16 protein-coding genes are annotated in these 22703 nt (G+C 43.3%); 3 read left to right on the top strand and 13 right to left on the bottom strand.

Translation table 11 applies throughout. From position 1 onward, the window contains the following. The first annotated feature begins 2 nt into the window (after nucleotides 1-2). The 3 genes from IGJ15_RS03130 (at nucleotide 3) to add (ending at nucleotide 3148) form a co-directional block, all read left to right on the top strand. Complete coding sequence (locus IGJ15_RS03130; protein WP_086295670.1) at nucleotides 3-725, top strand: C39 family peptidase; 723 nt, start codon at nucleotides 3-5, stop codon at nucleotides 723-725. Nucleotides 726-873: 148 nt separating this feature from the next. After that, the gene (gene ald / locus IGJ15_RS03125; RefSeq protein WP_086295671.1) at nucleotides 874-1980 is read left to right on the top strand and encodes an alanine dehydrogenase; all 1107 of its coding nucleotides are present in this window, start codon (nucleotides 874-876) and stop codon (nucleotides 1978-1980) included. Between the two features lie 151 nt (nucleotides 1981-2131). Then, nucleotides 2132-3148: an adenosine deaminase gene (add, locus tag IGJ15_RS03120; protein ID WP_231434783.1), complete on the top strand. Its 1017-nt coding sequence runs from the start codon at nucleotides 2132-2134 to the stop codon at nucleotides 3146-3148. Nucleotides 3149-3217: 69 nt separating this feature from the next. Here add and IGJ15_RS03115 read toward each other — a convergent pair whose 3' ends face one another. From IGJ15_RS03115 to IGJ15_RS03055, 13 genes are all read right to left on the bottom strand, one after another. Continuing rightward, entirely contained in the window at nucleotides 3218-3985 is a 768-nt protein-coding gene (locus tag IGJ15_RS03115) for a histidinol-phosphatase (RefSeq protein ID WP_060791376.1), read from the bottom strand. A 271-nt stretch (nucleotides 3986-4256) separates the two neighbouring features. Further along, a complete protein-coding gene (locus tag IGJ15_RS03110; protein WP_071859228.1) occupies nucleotides 4257-5240 on the bottom strand; it encodes a LacI family DNA-binding transcriptional regulator in 984 nt (327 codons plus the stop codon). 286 nt (nucleotides 5241-5526) lie between these two features. Beyond that, complete coding sequence (locus tag IGJ15_RS03105; RefSeq protein ID WP_008380772.1) at nucleotides 5527-6366, bottom strand: sugar phosphate isomerase/epimerase family protein; 840 nt, start codon at nucleotides 6364-6366, stop codon at nucleotides 5527-5529. Beyond that, nucleotides 6338-9010 carry a beta-galactosidase gene (locus IGJ15_RS03100; RefSeq protein ID WP_430599279.1) on the bottom strand — a complete coding sequence of 891 codons (2673 nt, stop codon included), beginning with the start codon at nucleotides 9008-9010 and terminating at the stop codon, nucleotides 6338-6340. Before IGJ15_RS03100 ends, IGJ15_RS03105 begins: the two co-directional genes overlap by 29 nt. A 193-nt stretch (nucleotides 9011-9203) precedes the next feature. Next, on the bottom strand, nucleotides 9204-11414 hold the full coding sequence (locus IGJ15_RS03095) for a helix-turn-helix transcriptional regulator (protein WP_231434784.1): 2211 nt from the start codon (nucleotides 11412-11414) through the stop codon (nucleotides 9204-9206). Between the two features lie 86 nt (nucleotides 11415-11500). Further along, nucleotides 11501-12379, bottom strand: a complete 879-nt coding sequence (locus IGJ15_RS03090; RefSeq protein WP_005234200.1) for a carbohydrate ABC transporter permease — start codon at nucleotides 12377-12379, stop codon at nucleotides 11501-11503. An 11-nt stretch (nucleotides 12380-12390) separates the two neighbouring features. Continuing rightward, nucleotides 12391-13338 carry an ABC transporter permease gene (locus IGJ15_RS03085; RefSeq protein WP_005234199.1) on the bottom strand — a complete coding sequence of 316 codons (948 nt, stop codon included), beginning with the start codon at nucleotides 13336-13338 and terminating at the stop codon, nucleotides 12391-12393. After that, nucleotides 13323-15836, bottom strand: a complete 2514-nt coding sequence (locus IGJ15_RS03080; RefSeq protein WP_060791380.1) for a hypothetical protein — start codon at nucleotides 15834-15836, stop codon at nucleotides 13323-13325. Before IGJ15_RS03080 ends, IGJ15_RS03085 begins: the two co-directional genes overlap by 16 nt. Further along, the gene (locus IGJ15_RS03075; RefSeq protein WP_060791381.1) at nucleotides 15811-16485 is read right to left on the bottom strand and encodes a YesL family protein; all 675 of its coding nucleotides are present in this window, start codon (nucleotides 16483-16485) and stop codon (nucleotides 15811-15813) included. The genes IGJ15_RS03080 and IGJ15_RS03075 overlap by 26 nt, the downstream gene beginning before the upstream one ends. Continuing rightward, complete coding sequence (locus IGJ15_RS03070; protein ID WP_231434786.1) at nucleotides 16485-17153, bottom strand: DUF1961 family protein; 669 nt, start codon at nucleotides 17151-17153, stop codon at nucleotides 16485-16487. Before IGJ15_RS03070 ends, IGJ15_RS03075 begins: the two co-directional genes overlap by 1 nt. A gap of 267 nt (nucleotides 17154-17420) precedes the next feature. Then, nucleotides 17421-18935, bottom strand: a complete 1515-nt coding sequence (locus tag IGJ15_RS03065) for an extracellular solute-binding protein (protein ID WP_010749864.1) — start codon at nucleotides 18933-18935, stop codon at nucleotides 17421-17423. A gap of 418 nt (nucleotides 18936-19353) precedes the next feature. Then, entirely contained in the window at nucleotides 19354-20607 is a 1254-nt protein-coding gene (locus tag IGJ15_RS03060; protein ID WP_231434787.1) for a glycoside hydrolase family 28 protein, read from the bottom strand. A 423-nt stretch (nucleotides 20608-21030) separates the two neighbouring features. Next, complete coding sequence (locus IGJ15_RS03055) at nucleotides 21031-22644, bottom strand: glycosyl hydrolase family 28 protein (protein ID WP_231434788.1); 1614 nt, start codon at nucleotides 22642-22644, stop codon at nucleotides 21031-21033. Nucleotides 22645-22703: the final 59 nt, after the last annotated feature.

The following is a 22703-nucleotide window of genomic DNA, read 5'->3' as shown; positions in this document are numbered from 1 at the left end:
AAATGCAAAAACAGACAGATGTTTATCGAAAGCGTCGGCCAATGGTTGTTTTGGCAGGATTGGTGTTGATTTGGATAGGGTTCAATCGAATCTCTCATCACGTGTTGTACGGAGAGTTGTCTGAACACGTGCATACCGTCGTTGCCTATGATGAGAGTTATGACGACGAATATATTTATTCTCAGGCTATCTTTAGTGATGACATCAATGCTTATTTATGGGAAATGGACATCACGACACCGATTTTCTTGCAGACGAACGAAGATTGGGCCGATAGATCCTATGGCAATGACGGCAGCCAAACCTTAGCAGAAAACGGCTGTGCGATTGCTTCTCTTGCGATGGTTCAATCCTATCTTGAAGGCTATCCCATTTCGCCACTGGAAGTCCTCAATTGGGCAGGAGATCATTATTACGTTGACGGCCAAGGAACGGACTGGCGGATTTTTTCTGATTTTGCCGATGCAAACGGCTACAACTACTATGATCTTGGCACAGATCTAGCCAGTGTTGAAGCTTACTTGCAACAAAATCATCCGGTCATCGTTTCTGTGACTCCAGGGGAATTTACAGATGGCGGCCATATTATGGTCTTAGGTGGAATGATGGACGATCAAGTGTTTGTCTTAGATCCAAATGATGATCCAGAAAAATCCCATTACGCTATCTATTACACACTAGATGAAATCGCTGATCAAAGCTTACGCTTTTGGACCTTCAGCTGATTGATCGAAAAAAGTCCCCTTTCGGGGCTTTTTTCTTTGTCGTGGCGTAGGCAGCAACTGGATCTTACTTTTTTAATAAAAAAACCATTCTTTCTCCCCTTAGGAATCCGCTTTCTATTATAATGGAAGAAAGAAAGGTGTGAAGTCTATGAAAATCGGTATCCCAAAAGAAATCAAGAACAATGAAAATCGTGTGGCATTGCCGCCCTCGGGAGTCTATGAGTTAGTCCAAGACGGACACGAAGTCTTCGTTGAACAAGGCGCTGGTGCAGGATCAACCTTTTCTGATCAAGCGTATCAGGAAGTCGGTGCTACGATTGCTACCGTTGAAGAGGTTTGGGCCTCTGAATTGGTTATGAAAGTCAAAGAACCTTTACCAGAAGAATACCCCTTTTTGCATGAGGGACTGGTTTTATTCACCTATTTCCACGTAGCCGCCAATCAACAGCTTGCTCAAGCATTGATCGACAGCAAAGTGATCGCTGTTGCTTATGAAAACGTCCAGCTGGCGAACGGCACCCTGCCTCTGCTATCGCCTATGAGTGAGATCGCTGGAAGAATGTCTGTTCAAATCGGCGCACAATTTCTCGAAAAAATATATGGCGGAAAAGGGATCCTGCTTTCAGGTGTTCCCGGCGTCCGTCAAGGTCGGGTAACGATCATTGGTGGTGGCGTTGCCGGTGAGAATGCCGCGAGAGTCGCTGTAGGTTTAGGCGCACAAGTGACGATTTTAGACGTTTCGATCCCACGCTTACAAGAGCTGGATCGACAGTTTTCTGGTCAAGTTCAAACCTTGTATTCCAATCGCTTGAATATCGAACGAACGATCCAATCCGCAGACTTGGTGGTAGGAGCCGTCTTATTGCCAGGACAAAAAGCCCCGTGCTTAGTGACCCGCGACATGGTGAAACAGATGCCTGAAAAATCCGTGATCGTCGATATTGCCATTGACCAAGGCGGAATTTTTGAGACCGAAGACAAAGTCACTACCCACGACGAGCCAACCTATATCCGGGAAGAAGTTATTCACTATGCAGTCGCGAATATGCCAGGTGCTGTGCCGCAAACGGCAACCATCGCATTGAGCATTGCCACCTTGCCGTATGCCCAGCAGCTAGCGAACGATCCTTTAGCAGCGTTGCGAGAAAATCAGGCACTTGCCAAAGGGGTCATCGCCTATGAGGGCGCATTTACTTCAAAAGAAGCCGCTCACGATCTGTCATTGCCTTTTACCGATCTATCGGAATTGATTTGAGCCACTCTCCCACAATAAAACCAGCAGCCGCACAAGTAATTCGCGGCTGCTGTTTTGCTTTCTATGAGAATTTCCTTTTTTGGGTAGCATGGGCTTTGGAAGTATGCTATATTCATACTTAAAAAAATTCGACCTAGACAGGAGGAACACTGTGCTTACTCAACAACAAATCCAAGCATTTCCCAAAGTAGAACTTCACTGCCACCTCGACGGTTCCATTCGTCCAGAAACATTGATCGCCATCGCCAATCAGCAAGAACTACCGATCGAGCAAGACATAGAAGCTGTGAAAGCACAGATGCAAGCCCCCAAAGATTGTCATGACCTGAGGGATTATCTTCGCTGCTTTGATTTCGTTCGGCCGTATTTGCAAACACAAGAAGCGTTAGCAGCTGCCGCCTATGACGTGATGGAACAAGCCGCTCAAGATGGGGTCGCTTATATTGAGATCCGCTTTGCTCCCAGCTTATCGATGGACAAAGGACTCACTTGCAGCCAGACCATCCAAGCCGTGATCGAAGGCATCGCACGAGCAGAAGAACGCTACCCAATCAAAGGCAATGTTTTGGTCATTGGGATGCGTCAAGAAGACCTACCAGCTATTACGGCGATTTTTGATGAAGCGATCGCTCTTACCGATGAAAAAGTCGTCGGCATTGATCTGGCAGGTCCAGAAGAAGACGGGTACGTCCCTGATTTAGCTGCCAGCTATCAAGTGTTCCTCAAGGACCAAAGTGTCCAGCTGACCTTACACGCAGGCGAATGCGGCTGTGTGCAAAACATTTATCAAGCCATCGAAAGCGGTGCGCAGCGGATTGGCCACGGCATCGCCTTAAAAGGAGATCCTACTGCTCAAGCGTTTGTTCGAGAACAAAATCGCTGTATCGAAGGCTGCCCTACCAGCAATGTTCATACGCGTGCGATTCCCACATACTCGGCATACCCATTAAGAGAATGGCTGAAAGCCAAGGTCCCTTTTTGTTTGAACACCGATAACCGAACGGTCTCAAACACGACATTGACCAATGAATACCTGCAAATGGCTCATCATTGCGACATGTCCGAATCAGAGATGCGCTTCTTAAACGAAACTGCCGTTCAGCATTCCTTTGCGGAAGCTTCCGACAAAGCGGTACTCTTGAAAAAAATTCAAGAATGGCAATTCTAATAAACATGGACGCTAGTGATCCCCACTGGCGTCCATGTTTTATTTCCAAAACGATCAACTTTCTTTCCTTCACGCAAAGAAGAGCCGATCGATCCGTGTTAACCCCAAGGCATCGATTTCTAAAAGAGCTCTTTCGTAAATTTCTGTATTCGTTAAAGCAGCACTCTCGTGGGCATCGATCCCAATAATACAAGAGCAGCCGACTTCCTTGGCGATCTTCCAAAATTCAGGATGCGGATAGCCACCGTTCGTATAGCCTGCCAAATTATACTCCAACGGCAGCTGATACTCTTTGGCTTTTTCACATAGGCGGTAGGCAACTTCTTCACAATGAGAATCGAAGGTTTTATAGCCCCGCATGAACACATCTGGGTGTGCCATATAAGCAAAAATTTCTGATTCAATTCCCTGTAAAGAAACACGGAGATAATCTTTGATCGCTTTTACCGAATCCCCGGGTGTATGGTCGTAATAGTGATTGCTTTCGATTTCAGGAAAGTGATTGCCAAAAATCAAATAGTCGATCGACAGCCTTTCTTTCTCTGCAACTAGCCAAGGGATCATTGTTTCAAAATATTCACACTCTAATCCTAATTTCACATCGATTTGTCCTTGGTACTTTTCCTGTAAGCTTCTCACCGATGAAACGTAATCTTCCAATTGCGCAACATCCATCCGCATGAGGGAGACATACCCAGCCTCAAAGGGCCAGGGACAATGATCAGCGAAGCCAATTTCCTTAAAGCCAGCTTGGATGGCTTTGATTACATAGTCTTCATCAGAATCCCGTGCATGTTTGCATCGAGTTGTGTGGGTATGATAGTTTGCTTTCCACATGGTTAATCACTCCTTCATATTACATTTAGGTTAATTTGTTCTTGTGATCGCATTTTAGGTACGCTCTTCTTGAGGCGTTATCCTTCAAGCCGTTCGCTATTTTACAGAACATTTTGTAAGCGGAACCATTTTTTTAAAAATATTCCTAGCTATCAACACCTATCACTTAGCAACTTCATCAATCTGGATTTATTCCAGTCCATTTCATTATAGAATTGCGGCTATCCCAAGACAATCAAAAGAAAGCTGCAAACGGTTGCTTCTTTTCCCATCACTTCCATTGAGTCGTTTCTCTTGGGACAAATGAATTTTTCAAGAGGACGTGTCTTGGTGCGGTTTTGTCTCCTTGTACCTCTTGAAAAAGTAGCTGGGTCGTCCAATCCACCATCTCCTCTAAAGGTCGTGCGATGGACGAAAGCAAAGGGCTAGTACAAAGACAAACATTGGTGTTTTCATAACCAATCACTTGAATCGCTTCACCAACCTTTTTATCCACTGAATGAAGGGAACTTAAAGCGCAGGCTGCCAAAAAATCGCTTGCCTCAAAAATGCCATCGATAGAAGGCCATTGACGAAAAAGTTGATCAAAGGATGTTTGCGTGACATTTACAAAATCGAGTATGACCTCGTGAACATGGATCTCTGGGTATTGGTCCATCACTTGATAAAAACCAGCTGATTTTTCTTGAACGGAATGTAATGTCTTTGGTCCATTAACGAAGAGGATCTCGCGACAACGATTTTGGATTAAGATCTGTGCTGCCAACTGTCCACCTGAGGTATTATCCGCAGAAACGGAGGATACTTCATCGCTAAGGACTCTACCCACACTCACTAGAGGTAATTTGAGAACCTTTTGCAACAACGGACCTTGCGTACAAAGGTTGGTACATAAAATTACCCCATCAATATTATTTGCGAGAAACAAGTTCAAAAAATAGGCTTCTCTTTCAGGATTTCCTTGTGTGGTACCAATCATCAAACTATAGCCTTTCTCAATCAGTTGCGACTCGATTCGGGTAATAAATTGATTATAAAAATCATTTTTCAAATCATAGATCAGCAAGCCGATCATCTTTGAAGAATTGTAATAAAAGGATCGTGCTAATTCATTTGGTACATAATCAAGTGCTTGAATTGCTTCTAGCACAACCCGCTTTGTTTCTTCATTCACGTATTTTTTATTGTTGATCACTCGTGAGACGGTAGTCACGGATACATTGGCAAGTTTTGCCACATCTTGCATGTTTGCCATTGGTCCCTCCTTTCTCTCTTTTTCATGTCTCGTAATTGTTAAATCCTTTTCCATTTGATCTATTATCCGAATGCAACACTCTAAAATGCTTTCTTTTTATTCTATAATAACAAACCTTGCATCATATTTTCTGTTTTTATGAAAATAAAAAAGCTGTTTAGATGAAATCTCACCATAAACAACTTTTCTATGCTCGATAAAAGTTTGCATTAATGTCAGCGTCTTTGAAGAAAACAAGAAAATCACTCCCGTGTTCTCTTAAACAATCATTTACAAAAGCACCCAGCTAATTTTTTAAATCTAAGCCTTCAATCAACGCCACCGCACGATCGATCCCAGCGTCTTTTGTTTCTTCTAACACCACGTAACAGTATGGCTTGTGTTTGATCAGAAGCTGTAAAATTTCTGGATACCGTATTTGTCCTTCACCTAACGGGACAGGGATCACTTCTTCTCTCGAGAGTTGAAAATCCTTTAGGTGCAAGCAGACGATTTTCTCGCCAAAAAGAGTAAACGCTTCTTCTACCAATGCAACTTGATCAGCAGCCGTTTTTGCGGTGATCAAATTCGTTGGATCGTAAATGATCCCTAGATAATCAGAAGGAACACGTTCAATCAGCTCGGCGATGCGCTGATTCGAATACAACGGATGATTCATTCCTGCTTCGATCCCTACCATGGTTTTATGTTTTTCTCCTACTCGAACGAGTCGCTGGATCACATGGATCAAGTCTTCAAAAACCTCATCCGAAAAATTCTCTTCGCTATATCCCAGCGCGGCAATGACTGAGCCTGTTTCTGAAGCCACCATGCTGGCACCAAAATAACGGGCATGGAATAAGTAGCGCTCAAATTTCTGTAAGATTTTCTCTCGTTCCTCTGGTTCGGGATGAATCAAGTTACTATAACAACTTAACAAAGCGATTTGAACGCCTTGTTCTTGGAATTCATTCTTGAAGAAGGTCCCCATACCTGGACTCATTTTTTCAGGAGCACTTAGGTCTGGAAAAGACGCATTCAAGGCAAACTGAACGTTTCTTATTTTCTTTGCTCCTACCGCTTGTGCTAGCTGCTTGGGTGTATATTCTCCTGAGAGGTCATGCCCTCGGATGGCTAAATGAATCATCTGACTCCTCGCTTTCTACTGTTTTTTCCCATTCAATAATCAAATTTTCATAAGGTTCTAACCTATGGTTACCCCGCGCCAGCGCTTCACCTGATAAGCGTTCGAAACCGGGGAGATGTAAGGTAAAGTCAGCTGTCGTCATCCCTAAGTTACTGATCCAGAGTTGGACATGGGTCGCTGACTCTCGGCGATACTTCATCACACCTTCCGAACATTTGATCAACAGGCGCTCTGATTCATAAGGGAAAAGTTCTTTGTGACAAAACGACTGCCATATCAAACTGTCTGTTAAATTGCTAGGTAGCGCACCTAAATAGATGATCTCTCCTTGAGCCAGTTGTTTCTTAGCTAGTAGCGTTTGGTCATTCCCTCGTTCGATCGTTTCCCAATCTTCTGGGCAATGAAAAACTGTGACCAAATGATCCAAAGGTTCTTTTAGGCCGTCATAGGTTAGCTGATAAGTCAGTCCTTTCACCGTAAATTGCTGGATTTCGTCAAACCCGAGCCATTCTCCTAAACGATCTAAGCCATTTGTCGCTGGCCACGCCAGCTCTTTGGTCCGATCCCCCGTCATCGGGCCTAAAATCAGCTTACCTCCTGCTTCAGTAAAGGCGGCAAATTTTTTCAACAAGGTAGGACTGATCCAACGAACAAATGGGGCAAGAACAACATCATACTCTTCTAACGGACTATTTTCTTGAATGATTTCTACACGAATCCCTTGGCGAATCAGACTGCCGTAAAATTCGGTAAACAGGCTGCGATAATCATAAACACCCCCATGATCGATCGTGTAAAAACGTTTCGAGTAATCCGAGTAGATAATGGCTATTTTTGCCGATACATACTTCGTTTCCGCTAAAAGTGGTGCGATCTGTTGTCTTAGTTCGCCAATCCGAACTACCTCTTCATACCCACAATCTGGCTCTCCCCAAGCAGTTAACACGGCACTATGGGGTTGCTCCACACCATAGCGATGTCCACGAAAATGCCAAAAGCAGAAGGATTTCAAATGACCAGCATAGCCAATGAACGCTTCACTTGTGACAAACCCATGAGGACGAGGAGTCGCATAATTTTCAATATGACCAGCATTGGCAGTACAAGTTTCTAACAATAACATTTCTTTGTTGCGCGGTTTGACATTCCGCCAACGATCCAAGTTCATCGTATACGCTGGGTAGTTGTCTGCCGGTGCATACGTATCAAAACCGGCAATATCTAAATCAGCAAATAGCTCATCATTTTGCAAGTTAAAACCAAAAGCGGAGTTATGGGTAATGGGTAACGCGGTCTCCATTCGGATAAAATGACAAAGATCATGCGCAAACTCATTCAACGTATCGGTGGTAAAGCGGCGAAAGGCATTCATCAGGGAAGAATTATGCAAAAACGGGGTCGTTAGTGGCAAGACGACATCCTCAAATGCGTCATACCACTCACTCCACACCTTCGTGCCCCAACACTCGTTGAGGTTGGTCACGGATTGATAGTTGTCTTTTAAATACGTATGCCAACGCGTTTGGCACGTCGTACAGTAACATAGATCGACATGACATTTAAACTCATTGTCCAATTGCAACATAACGACATTTTCATGTTTTTCGGCAATCTCAGCGATTTTTCTCGTCAAACGATAGGCATAGCGGCGAAAGTCCTCGTTGTTGGTACAGACATGCTGTCTTGAGCCATGATGCATCTTCGTCCCATCTTGATTAGTGATTAAAGCTTCTGGGTACTGTTTTGTAAACCAGCGGGGCGGAGTTGGCGTTGGAATACATAAGCAAACATCGATGCCATTTGCTTGGTACTGTTCTAGCGCACGTTCCAACAACGCAAAATCATATTCTCCAGGTTGAGGCTCCAAGTCACGCCACATGAATTCCCCAATTCTAGCAAAATTCATGCCCAACGTTTTCATCGTTTGACTATCACTTTGCATGATTTCTTCCGACCAGACTTCTGGATACATGCAGGCGCCGTAATAAATATCAGGAAACAGTGGTTGCTCATGGAAAAACGCCTGTAAACGAATCGCTACATAGCGAGCGATCATATGCGCCCCGACCTTTGAAAAGTGAGTATCATCTGCGAGACCTGCAGGATAATTGGGGTGCTCATCCGGTGCTAACCAAACAAAGAGCGCTTTGGAAGCTTCTAGTCCTAATGTGTCATAATAATGATAGGTATAGCGATTTAAATCAAACAAATCCACTTCTTCCGTTCGACTAAGTTCTCTTAAGACCGATAAAAACGCTGACAACGTATGCGCCAGTCGTCCCTCTTCCCCTACACGTCGTTCAACAGGTGTACACAGGATCGGGATTCCTGCTTTTTCTTTGATTTGACGGATCATGTCTGTCAAATGAGCAATGTACGCCTCCATCGTGACATGATTTTTCTCTTTTTGGTCATTATGTCCAAATTGCAGTAGGACGACTGTATTCGGTTCGACTTCTTGCAGGAGCTGCTTAAACAACCCTTCTTCGATAAACGAACGAGTCGTACTGCCGTTTTTCGCAAAATTGTGTACGTCTACTTCTGGGGACAGATAGCTTGGTAAAGCTTGTCCCCAGCCCATCATTGGCTGTTGATCAAGGGGATAATCCGCCACGGTTGAATCTCCGCCTAGAACGATTTTCATTTCTTTTCTTCCTCCATCTATTTACTATCAGATTTCCAACAGCTTTGACAAGTCCGCTGGTTTTCTTGCTGAACTTAAGCTGCATCAGAAATCGCTTTCTTTTCTATTATACAAAACATTGGCTGACGAAAACATGGAAAAATCAGAGCAAAAGCTGCGAAAATACGAGCTTTTCCGCAGCAACCAACAGTGATCAGCTCTGACCTTTTCGATATTGTCCTGGGGTCATTCCCGTGCACTTTTTAAATAAACGATTGAAGTAACTGGGATTATACCCAAGGTTTTCTGCGATTTCATTGATTTGATGATCGGTTTCTAGCAACTGCCGTTTTGCTTCTACGATGCGAACATTGGTTAAATAATCAATAAAGTTGACCTGCTTGGCACGCTTGAACTCCTTACTCAAAAAGATTGGGTCTACTTCGAAACGATCCGCAACATATTCTAAGGAAATTTGTTCATTGCGAAAATCAGATTGGATGTACTCCGCTACTTTTTGGATCATTTCACTATAAGAATTAGCGACATTTTCTTGCCAGAGGATGGAGACGGGCTTTAAGAAATGATGGTACAAAAAGGCTTGGATCTGATTGATGGCTAAAAGTCGTTCGATTCGCTCTAACACAACCGTTTTCGATACATAATCCGTTCGTGAGACCCCATTTTCATTTAAAAGGTAATCGACTTGATCATACAGTCGATTGACCACATAGATCACCGCAGCCTGTTGATTGTTTTCTGCCACGACCTGTTCCAAAAATCGCTGGACACTTCGTTGCAATTCTTCATGATAGCCACTTTTCAGCGCTGTTAAAATCAAATTTTCTTGCGAAAGAGAATACTTCGGCAGCGGGCGCATGTTCTCTCCTTGAAGCACTTGATTTTCGGGAATCAACCGTTGCAGATGGATTTGCTTTTTGAGACGTTGGGCAACTTCAGGCAACTTGCGAATCTCAGTTTCTTGTTGCGAACTAACGATGGTGACATAACGGCAGACGATCAAATTGATTTGCTTGGTGACCATCGTGAAGTAATCTGTCAGTTGCTGCTCTTGATTGACCACAAAAACCAAAATCCGTCCTTCATTTGACGAAACGATGGTTGATTCTGGGAAAAACATAGCTGTGACATCCGCTATAATGTTTTCTAACGCAAACAAAATGTGGGTTTCATCTTGGGAATTTGCTTGATTGCTTAATAGATCATTGAGTTGGAAATAAAACAAGCGATACCCTTGGTAACTTAAGCGCCAGTTTTTTTGCTGCAGTAATTGTTGCGATTCTTCCTCTGACAAATAGCCATAATACCCTTCCATCAAATGTTGGATCACTTGTCGCTTCAGCGAATCTTGAAAGCGTTCCGCCTGATTTTGTAACAATCCTTTTTCACGACTTAATTGTTGCCAACGGTCCACCAAAAACTCCAGATCGTTTTCTTTTTTCCATTGGGTATTACCAAAGAGCTGATCCATTGTTTTTTCAAAAGGTTGGTATTGTTTTTTGGCTAAAAAGAGACTCATGACTGCCACACAAGCAATAAAAAGAATACTTACGACGATCAGCACTCTAGCCAAATGAGTGACTGGCTCGGTAATCAATGCTAAGGGAACAACGGTATAAAAGGTCCATATTTGGTTGAGCCGCGTACTGTTTACGGCGATCATGCTATAATCATTGCCATTGATCGATTCGACCCAGGTTCCTTGATGCTCTTCACTCAGTGGTTGGATAACATTTGCTAAGTTCTGATCGCCAATAAAACGAAAACTCTCATGATTAAAGGAAATCGCTGCGAGTCCATTTTCAATTTGGGTATCATAAAAATACTTTAATAATGATTGCTCGTCGATCGTTGCAACTAAAAAAATTTTAGGCTGATCTTCGCCTTGGCTATCAATGTTTTGTACAAAAATCAATTCATCCTCTTCTTCAATGATCTTCCACTGGTACTGCCTACCATTATCGATCCGATAGCGTTCAAATGCTGTTTTGGTTTGCTCGAGCGTTAATTCATACGTGCCGCCACTTTCAATCCCAAAAGGCGTCTCGCCTAGTGAATAAATACCGATTCGATTGACATAATTGGAGCTATTTGTTAAATAAAACAATTCTTCCGACAGCTGGATCAGCGTCTGATAATTTGTCGTTTCCAATAAATCTTCTTGGTAGCGCCTTTGAAACGATTGCCCCCAAACGCTTAAAGTCACTTCCAGCTGCGAGAACTGTTGGTTGATGTTACTAACGATTCCTTCGACTTGGCGATTATTTAGTTCTTGATACGATCGTTGTAATGGTCCGATCAAATAGGCATGCAAAAAGATTGCAACGGCTAATAGCGGCACGACGATCCATAGACTGGCTAGCTGCAGTTTTCGATGAAAACCGCCTGTTTTAAAGTACTTCATTCCCAAACACCCTTGTAATAGATTTTATGTAACAAATTGTCATGCGAAAAAACGCATGACAACCTATCCACAACTATTGAAGTGTATCATCCTTTGACGGATCCAATCAGCATTCCTTTGGCAAAATGTTTTTGCAAAAACGGATAGAAGATCAAAATTGGCAAAGTCGCCACAATGATGACTGCAAATTTGATTCCTTGTTCAGGCGGCACATAGTTTGGGTCCATACTTGCTAACGCATTGGCACCACTGGAGGCCATCGTGATCTGTCTTAACAATAACTGAATCGGCCATTTTGCTGAATCGTTGATATAGAGCAATCCACTCATGAAGTCGTTCCAGATACCAACGGCGTAAAAAAGGGTGAAGGTCGCGATCACTGGTTTTGATAAAGGCAAAATGATTTTCCATAAGATCCCTAGTTCCGTACAGCCGTCCATCTTGGCGGATTCTTCCAACTCGATCGGCATTTCTTGGAAAAAGTTTTTGATGATCATTAAGTTGAACGGATTGATCGCGATTGGCAAAATCAATGCCCAATAAGAATTGATCAGTCCTAAATTTTTCACCACGATAAACGTTGGGATCATCCCACCTGAAAAGAGCATTGCAAAAATCACGAGATTCAACAAGGTGTTCCGTCCTTTTAGGTGCTTGCGTGATAAAGGATAGGCAAAGGTGAAGGTACAGAAAAGCTGCACCAGCGTGCCAACGATGGTAACGCCGACCGTTACAAGCAAACTACGGATAAAGGTGTTGGTTGAAAAAATAAAGCGATAGGAGTCGAGACTGATCTCATTTGGCCATAAGAAAAACGAACGTGTGGTCAATTCTAACTCCGTAGCAAATGAACCGGCGATCACATAAATAAAAGGAATCACCATGAATAACCCAATCAATGCCAAAAATAGCGCATTAAAAATGTCAAATATTTTCCCTGCCTTCGTATTGTGTAAAGTATCCATCTTTTTCCTCCTTAGTATAAGCCGCTTTCGCCAAAGCGTTTCGCTAATTTATTGGTACAAAGTACGAGGATGATCCCAACGATCGATTTAAATAATCCGACGGCTGTTGAGTAACTGTAAGCGCCATTGGTGATCCCCATCATATACACATACGTATCAAAAACATCTGCTACTGTTCGGTTCAACTGATTGGTCATCAAGAAAATCTGATCAAACCCAGTAGACAAAATCGACCCGATCCGCATGATCAGCATAATGATGATCGTCGAACGAATCGCAGGCAAAGTGATGTGCCACACACGACGAAAACGTCCTGCACCATCCATGATCGCGGCTTCGTATTGTTCCTGATCCACACCTGATAAGGCAGCTAAATAAATAATGGTCCCCCAACCGATCTCTTTCCAAATCGATTGCATTACGATCATGGGGCGGAACCATTGCGGGTCTGAGAGAAAGTCGATTTCAACGCCTGTCAACGAAGCGATAAATTGAGTGATCGCTCCATGATCGATGTTGAATAAGATATGCCAAAGGCTAACGACGATCGTCCATGAAAGAAAATGTGGTACATAGACGAAGGTTTGAATGGTCCGCTGAAACAGCTTGTTGCGCAATTCATTCAGTAACAGTGCCAAAAAGATGGGTGCTGGAAACGAAAAGAAGATGTTTAAAAAGGCAATCATCAACGTGTTCCACAAGATCCGAAAGAAATCAGGATTATTGAAGAAATCCATAAAATTTTGTGTTCCGACCCATGGACTATCTGCGATTCCTAAAAAAGGCACATAATCTTTGAAAGCAATGATCAACCCATACATCGGTGCATAACGAAATACTGCAAAATAGATGATCCCGGGAATCGTCAAAATATAGAGCCATTTATTTTGTTTAAAATGGTTGAGAAAACTCCCCCATTGCTCTTTCGTTTTCGGCACTTTTTTTATTGTTGTTTCCATTCATTCTCCTCCTCTAACTCCGCTCCGATCAGTGCTAAACAACAAATCGTATTTAGACCCCACTGTGACAACACATTGGTCGATACCCACGGCATTTCTTTTATTTTTTTCCACGTTGTCGCTGCTTCAATGGTCGCTTCGATCGGCAATGGAACACCCGATTTGTCATTATCAAGCAATAACTGCCAAGCCCTTTGACTGATTGCTTGATCGTTACGCACTCGCCCAGCAAAGGCCATCATCGTCGACGCAAACATTGGCCAGGCAAAATGAGGTTCCGTCAGTCCCCCGTTTGATTCTTCTGCTTTTCTCTCAGGACTCAAGCTATAAAACCAGCCAAACTCCCCTAACATCTCTGTCCACTCGGGGTCTTCCAGCACTTGAGCAAGTTCTAACCAAACTTGCGGCGCCCCAAAGGAGATGACCATGTGATAGCCGCCAAAATTCCCAGTTCCCATATAAGATAAGGTTTTGTCTTGTGGATCAAATAACACTGTGGGACCAGACAATAGGCGCTGGGGCATGGCTTTGATGCAGGTGATGCCCGTGCGAATTTTTTCAAGGTAAACAGGATCATTCGTCCGTTCCCACTGGGTAAACCAGTTCGAGACTAGCGCAGCCCAATCTGGTCCGATGCGAATCGGTATCCGCTTCGTTTCTCGTTCATAAAACTCGCGCATCGGTGGTAACGCATCAAAAGCATAGGTTTCATTGTCTTTGACTTGTTCCATAATCTCCCCAATGCGTTCATCCGCTGTCAAATAGTAGTAGTAGCGATGGAGACCCGCCATTGAAATTCGAACTTCTTTTGCTTGGCAGCCCCAATGAACGACATTATGCCGTGACCCTAATCCTTTGTATTCACCAGCATGATACTGATCGACTTCTGAAGTATGTCTCGTCATGCTTTCAGCCAGATAGTAGACGCTTGGATCACCAGTCCGTAAGAAATCTAGCCAAAGCCACATGTTAGGGACCAATTCAGTGTTTTGCCAAGCGTACCCACCAAGATCGTAGCGCCATTGGTGTCGAAACTGATCATAGGTATGCATGACATCACCATAGTTCCAATAGCCATACCAACTTCTTTGTTGGACTTCTGCTAAATAGAATTGACGCATCTCAGCCAATTGTTGCTCCAGCAACTGTTTCGTTTTCGTTGATTCATCTGGTAAACTGATCCTGCCAAAAACCTTCGTCTCTTGATAACGCTCTGGCAATGAAACGATCTGGGCAGGTTCTTGGTTTTCTTGAGCTAAGCCCAGCAACACTTCTTCTGACGGGGCTTCTTCATATAGATCCAACCAACAACGCGTCGTATTTGCTACACCAACTGCGGTCGAACGAATCTCTTCCATTCCTTCGTATCCGCTAAGCATATGATCCCGTTTGGAATAGTGCTGAAAATCCATTGGCTTGGCATTCGGTGACCACTGCCACATCGTGATTTGGGTTTCTTTTTGGGTGATGCCTGTCACCTCGATCGCAGATGGTGCTTTTTCCCAAAATTTCTCCATGCTGCAAGCAACGCCGCCGGTTTCTCCCCCAGCGTAAAAGGTACCTGAATAATGCTCACCATCCCCAATGGGCAACCAACAGTACCCAGCTTCGGTCTGTTTTTCTAATTCAAATGACCGATGATTGATTTGATTGACCCGAAAATTGTCCCAAATAGCATTTTCCACCGCATGAGACAGCATCGGCTCGTCCGCTGGGGTCAATGAAACGAGCTGGCCACTGGCTTGTTCTTGATAGGGAATGTTTTGCTGATAGTGTCGCCGTGAAAGTAACAATTGCGCCGCTTCATGATACACAGCATCTGCAATAAATTTGACTTGTCGATTCCAATTTTCACCTGTGAACGCATAATCAAATGCTATCCCCATGCCTTCATAAACAAGTGGTTTGATGATAATGACCGTATGAATGATTTCCAATTTGCTGATTTCGCGAAAGATACGGAACCGTAAAATAAACTCTTGCACCACTTCTTGATTGATCTCAATGACGCCCGATACTTTGATAACGGCTTTCTCGGAACCATTTTCTTCCAACATCAAGTCCGTTACTTTGGACTGCACCTTTTTGTTTTGGTATTGCAGGATTGCGTGAAGATCTTGCAATTTTTTCTGCCCATTGACCGCTACCCAGTCCAATACATTTTTCCCTTCCCCATGTTTCGGGAAGAAGCCTTTGATCGTACCGTTGTCAAAATAAATACCGTTGTAAGCTTCCCTAGCAATCGCCTGTTTCTTCTGGACACGCTGTTTTCTTTGAAAAAGTAACTGCGTCGTTTCTGCCACCAGACCACTGTGTCCTGTCCATTTCACACTGCCATCTGGCCAGTAAGCCAGTACTTTCGTTTGCAGCGGCTCCTCCCCCAGCAAAAACAGTTCCTCCCTTAGAACCTCAGGTTGTAAAGCCCCTTTTTCCCATGGATACCCAAAACTCAGCCCACGTTTTCCCTTAGGTTTATTTTTGAGCCATTTCAATGCCATGTTCGATCTCCTCCTCTTCCCTCTCTGCAGGTTGAACTGCATCGTTTTGTTGCTTTAGCTTTTGTTCATTTTCATCAAATAATTTCAAGTAAATCCCCATTGTGCCAATGATCCACATCCCAATACTTAAAAAAGGAAGGAGACCGGGGAGAAAAAAGCTGATCGTACTACAAATCCCAAACCAAAGGACGCCTAAAAAGGTGCCAATAGGTTGAAAAAAAAGAAAGCGTAGCGAAGCGCCTAGGTACTTCTTCGTTGGGAGCACATAATATTCGTACATGCTATGCAATGTATTGATCACAGCGATCGCGACGCATTGGCTAACGATCAATAGGATCAAGCCTGTTTGAGTCAATGCCGCTAAAAATCCTTGCTGGATCACCACCATGGGGCACAAATAAAAGAGAATGATCGGTAAGCCCAAGCGATTCGATCGCCAAAAGTTCCTGCGGTAATACCCAAAGAACGTTTGAAAAAAAGGCGGCGATTCCTGTTTAAGGGTTTTCTTTGCTACGTGGAATCCTGCTTGTACGCTAGGCGCCAGTCCAAAGATGATCCCACCTACTAGTGCACCTATAATAACGGTTACATTTATCAGCAAACAATAAAAGACAAAATCTGCTGCTTGATATGCTTTCTGCCAATTCATCACCGTTCCTCCTCTAAGGAATATACCTTTAAGTCTTTATAGCGGGCCTTCATTGGCGCCATTTGCCGAAATCCGATCGCTCCTTTGGTTAATACGGGACCAAACTGTTCCTCATCAAGGTACCTTAACACCAATAAGTCGTTGATCCAAAAGGAAATCGTTGCACCTACCTTATCGATTTTTAGGTGATAAAACCCTCGGGCATTTGCTACACTCGGAAGTGGATCTGCGCCTTGGGCGACCAGATGAAACCCATGGCTTTTGCGCAAATTACACGTTTCAAACGCCCGTTCCTCCTCATACTTTCTTCGAAAATAAGAAAGGTGGTAAGCATTGATCCCTCCAGAATGATACTCGGGATATGCCCCGGTTCGTTTGGGTACTCCAGAATCGAAGATCGAGCCACCCTTGCGATTGGCTGCTGCAAAAAAGAGCATACATAAGCCTGGTTCAGCCAGTGGTTGAAACTGCCAGGTGATTCGTAGGTCCGCTGGAAATTGTTGAGGCAGCCATAAAACAAAATGTGGTTGTTTGTTTGATTCTTCAGAATACGTATTCGCCAGAATCATCCCGTCTTGGAAAGTAATCTTGGGCTCTCCTTCAGCAATAAAGTGTTGAATATCTGCTGCTTGATTCAGCGGATTTTCATAGATCAATTTCGCTAACATTTCTTCTTCTCCTTTTATGCGTATATGAGCTACTTTTCTCTTTTCATAGTAAACTTGACCTACATTTCTAACAATTGACTTTTTTTGAATTCCTTGATATCAAGCGTTAGATCAGGGTTTCCACTTGTTTTTTTCCATTTTTTCTTTTCTGATTTCTTACTACCTGTCTCGTCTCACCTGACTATTACTCCATTTTATTAGCTGAAAAAAATCATTGAAAAAGAAAAAGGTTGAGAGCAAGATCCACTCAACCTTCTTCGACTGTCGTTATTGTGCTTGATGAAGGGCATTCGTTTCTTCCATCAGCTGCGTGCCTCCTTGATTCTTCCAAAGTTCGATCGCAGCTTCCCAACCCGCTTCATCGATTTGTCCTGCAATAAATTGAACCCGCGCATCACTAATGATCTGATCAAGCTGTGCCCCTTTTGTTACATACGTATCTGTATTATAGGAGGCTGCTGGGTTAAAGACAGCGTGCTCTAAATCAGCTTCCATCAATGACAATCGTTTTTCATAGCTTTCAGTAGCCGCTTCTGTATCAGGCTTAGCAATATAGTACAGGGTATCTTCCGTTACATTCATCCCAATTTGTGAGTACCCTTTGACCGCATTGGCTAACGCTTCAGCTTCTGATCCTTCTAATGCGACGGACATTCCATCCACTACTTCAAAATTGATTCCTTCGATTCCGTTGTTCAGCAATACCTGTGCTTCTTTATCATTTAATTTATCAAGGAACGTCAACACCTCTTTTAGATGTTCCTCTGTCTGGACACTCGACTTAGGAATCGCCAAGAAACCAGAATAGCCATCTGTCGGTAACGCATTCATCGTACCGCTATTATCTTTTAAATTCCCTGTAAAGACGACGAGGTCTTCTTCTCCAGCTTGCAATAATTTATTACTGATTTGTGCTGCTCGTGAATACGTATCAATAATGATCCCACCACGTCCATTGATAAACGGCTCATCCCATTTATCTGCTGCCATAGTTGCAAAATCACGATTGACATAGCCTTGTTCCACCATATCTTTAACAAATTGCATTGATTCTAGGTATTCTGGTTGCATAAAGGATGGCTCTAAAGTGCCGTCTATTTCTTTCCAAGCATTTCCTGCCCCAAACCAAGTAGCTAACACATCGTAAGGACTATTTGAATTGATCGAGCCAGGCCATTGGGGAATAATCAAACCAAACGTATCATTTTCACCATTCCCATCGGGATCGTTCTCAGTAAATGCTTTGGCAACCTCATAGAGATCATCGATCGTTTCTGGTACATCTAAGTTTAAGTTTTCTAACCAATCTTTTCGGATGATCACCGCCGTCCGCATCGCATCACGTTTCCGATAAATTCCGTACACTTTGCCATTCACAGAAGAATTACGCAAAACATCCTCGTTAGATTGAGAGAGATTAGGATAATCAGCTAAATAGTCGGTCAAATCCCAAAAAGCGCCATTTTCTGCTGACTTGATAAACCCTCCTGATTTTCCTTGAATGACCATCACTTCTGGAATATCATCCGAAGCTAACGTAATATTCATTTTATCCTCGTAGGATGTATTGGGTGCCCAGGTAATATCAATGTTTTTGCCAGTGTAAGCTTCTAATTGCTTCAAAATCTCGTTGTCACTTGCAGGTGGTTCAGTTTCAATGTACGGCGATAAAATCGAAATCGTATCATAATCTGTTGTGGAACCTGCTTCCTCCTTCCCACATGCCGATAAAAAGGCAACTGATAGTAACCCCAAACCAAGAATCGTACTTAATTTTTTCACTACTTTTCCTCCTTAGATTTTGTTGTTGAGCCCGATTAAATAAACCGCTTTCAATACCAAAAGCATAACGAAAAGCAGGATTTCCAGCAATTGACATTTTTTGTTAATCGTTGATATATGGCTAGATAGGGAGTTTTGCTCTACATTTGCAGGTATCGTAAATTATAGGAAAAAGAATAAATAGTTCTTCGTGTTCTTAGTTCGCTCAATCAATCTTATTATCGCAGTTTTTCTGATTCCTATCATTCTTAAATTCTAGTTATAGAAAGCATAGCCTAAGTACTGAAGTTCTTATTCGTTAGAGCTTTGGGAACATCTTATCATGAAAAAAAGACCAACTCATTGGTCTTCTTTGATAATTCATCAGTTTTGTAGTACTAAGCGGATCACCACTTATTCATATTTGACAGAAAGAGTACTACCGCTCATACACATCATTTTGATCCAAGGTTGGCGCTAACGCAGTGAACTTCGTTTCCACCATCTTTAAGTTCTCAACCCCTGCAATCTTGCCGAACTCATCGGCATGGATGGAAAGATTTTTCAATGTTAGATTGCGGATCGGTTCTGCTGGGCTGGCCTCGATGAAAAAAGCACGCACGCTTTGTTGTCCTGTTTTGGTAGCTTGCACGTTTTCAATAGTAATGTCGCAGACCTTTGCTGGACCTACTGGAACAGCCGGTTGTGCCATCAATTTGTGCCAATAGTCGGGAATCTCTTCCGCATAATCAGCTGGCAGTTCTGGATAACTATAATCTGGGTACCAATTTGTTTGTAAGAGAAAAGGAAAGCCAACATCCTTCATCGTTAAATCCGAAGCAGTGACCTTGCGTATAAATCCACCTCGATTGTTGGCGGATTTGATCCGAAACCCTGCGCCAGTTTGCTCAAAGACGACTTTTTGGATTTTGATCTCTTCGATCCCACCTGAGGTTTCACTGCCAATGGCAATTCCTGAACCGTACCCTAACTGACAGTCTTTGATCGTGATTTTCCGACAGCTTCTTTGCTGGGCTAAGGCTTCTGCTCCACGTCCCGCCTTGATCGAGATATTGTCATCGTTGCAGGAAATGTGAGCATTTTGAATCGTGACTTCTTCACAGGAATCAATATCGATGCCATCGGTACTAGGCCCTTTCCCATTGTCTATCGTGATGCCGTCGATCAATATGTGGTGAGAATACGTGAGTTGGGTATTCCAAAAACCCGACTGTACCGACGAAATATCTTTGATGGTTACTTGCTGACTTTCATAAACAAGGATATTCCGTGGACGCTTGCAATCATAATCTGCTGCCCAGCGTAAGCCTCTCTTTGCGTAATCCGCCATCATCCCGCTGGCTTCATCTGTTCCCCAAAACGTTTGCCACCATGTTTCTCCACGACCATCAAGTTTTCCTTTTCCCGAGATCATGACATTTTCTGCGTGAAAAACATTGATCATCGCTGCAGGCCACTTCATATTGATCCCTGCGACCCGATTATTTACTTCGGGATAATCGGTCAGTTCTTGACTACCATACAGAATCGTATCCTCTGAGACAATCAAGTGCACATTGCTTTTTAAAAACAGTGCGCCGATTTGATAGGCGCCGGGTGGTGTAATCACTGTTCCCTGCACAGTTGATGCTTGGTCAATTTCTCGTTGCAATAATTGCGTGATGTCTTCCATTCTTGCTTTCCTCCTGCGCTTTTGTTTTACGCTACAAATAGGTTTGTCGATATCCATGACTTTGAAAAATTTGCGCATCGCCAACCTTTTTTCATCTATCGTTTATTTGGATAGAACTAAGTGCTTCTTACTGGCGCTGCCCATCAAGTAAAGCGTTCCTCTTGGCTCATCTCGTTGTCTTTTCCCATGTATTTTTGGCGTCTTTTTTCTCTACATTCTTTACTATAGTCCCCTTAGCGGGAAAAGAAAGTTCTTTTTGATTTCTGGGAATCGTCTTTTTTTGCAACGTCCTTTCTTGTTAGAAAAATGCGCCTTTTTGTCTACAAAAGCAAAAAGGCGCAACCTGTCAATGGAGGAAATAAGGTGCTTACCTAACTGTTTCTCATTGGGAGAACCAACGCAGATCATTTTCAAAAGCTTGTTCTACGTGCGTTTCTTTTGCCCCACCATGGATAGTTCGACTGTTTCTTGGCAACTTATTGTGTCACTTATGGCCGCTCGATCAATGATCGCTGCCTCTTTAAAGCTGACCTCCTGACACTGTTCAAAAATCATTTTCTTTTGCCCTTTAGCTGATTCAAAGGCAACTGACTCAAAAACAACGCGTTGGATAGGTGAAACCTGCTGTGTTTGTTCATCGACAAACCCTTTTAGCTCGACCAAAGGGTTCTGCCCTACGATACGGGTATTCTTGACCAAAATATCCGAAATGATTGGTAACTGTTGTGCTGCCTGACCATCGGCATTGTAAGCAACAGGATGAGCCATGAAACGATCCAACAGGCAATCGATGATTGTCACTTGACGAATATAGCCACCACGATCATTCTGCGCTTTCAATTCTAGCCCATAAAGCGTATTGGTCAGCTGGCAATCTCGAAAGGAGATATTTTCGACACCACCAGATTGCTCACTACCAATCGCGATGCCATGTCCCCCTCGAATAGCCAAATCAAACAGCCGAATATTTTTCGCTGGTCTATTGATCTGATTTCCTTCTGGATTTTTGCCAGATTTGATTGCGATACAATCATCACCCGTATCAAAAACGGTGTCAAAAATCAGCAAGTTTTGCGAAGAATCTGGGTCCCAACCATCGCCATTGTCGATGCCTTTGGACTGAATATTCACCCCGTGGGTCACAACGGTGTCACAATAAATCATATGGACAGTCCAGCATGGTGGGTCACTCAACGTCAGCTCTGTCAAATGGATGTTTTTGGCCTGCATCATACAGATCAAACGTCCCCTTACTCGTCTTCCAGGTTTTCCATCAGAAACATATTCTGGATACTGTTCACGGTCTGCATAAGAGTTTCGCATCGCCAGTCCTAATGGATTCCCGCCACCAATGATCGTTCCTTTGCCACAAAGACGGACATTTTCACAAACGATACGCCCTCGATCGCCTTGATCGATATACCCAATGTTGATCAATGAACGAAAGCAAAACAATTCCCAGCCTTCATAACGGCTTAATGGTAAGCCCTCTTGATTCACGCTTCCTAAATACTCGTGAGGGGCAACCCGATACGTTTCTATGTCGAGGCTTGCTTGCAATGTGCCATCTACCTGAAAAATCATATTGCTTTTTAGCTCCAAAGCACCAGAAAGGATCACCGCCCCTGTTGGGATCCAGACAGTGCCATTGCTAGGGCAATCGTTGATCGCTTGCTGGAGAATGGTGGTACTATCTTCTTTGCCTGCGCTATCAGCATGGTAGGGTGCTTGCGTAACATCTAACAAAACACTTTTTTTCTTTGTACGAAAGGTCGTCGTGACTGCGGTATTTGTAAGCAGGCACCCCTGATGATCGAGGCAGATGATCGTTACTTGATACGTTTGATCGGCAGATAAGTTTGTCAACGTCCAATGCGTCTTGTTTGTTGGTCTGGTTTGGATCAAATCGTTGTCTAAAAACAATTGATAACCAAAAATAGCTTGGGCGTGCAGCGGCTTCTCCCAAGTAAGGGTCGCTTGATGAGCGCCGATCGTGCTTGGTACGACATGAAAATCAATTACTTGAAATGGTTGCATCGGTTTGTCCTTTCTTCAACGAATTCATTCAATAGAAAAAAGATATTCCAAAACAGCGA

Origin of the sequence: Enterococcus sp. AZ079, assembly GCF_050547255.1 — a bacterium.
GTDB lineage: Bacteria > Bacillota > Bacilli > Lactobacillales > Enterococcaceae > Enterococcus_D > Enterococcus_D casseliflavus.
This window is presented reverse-complemented; position numbering and strand designations above follow the sequence as displayed.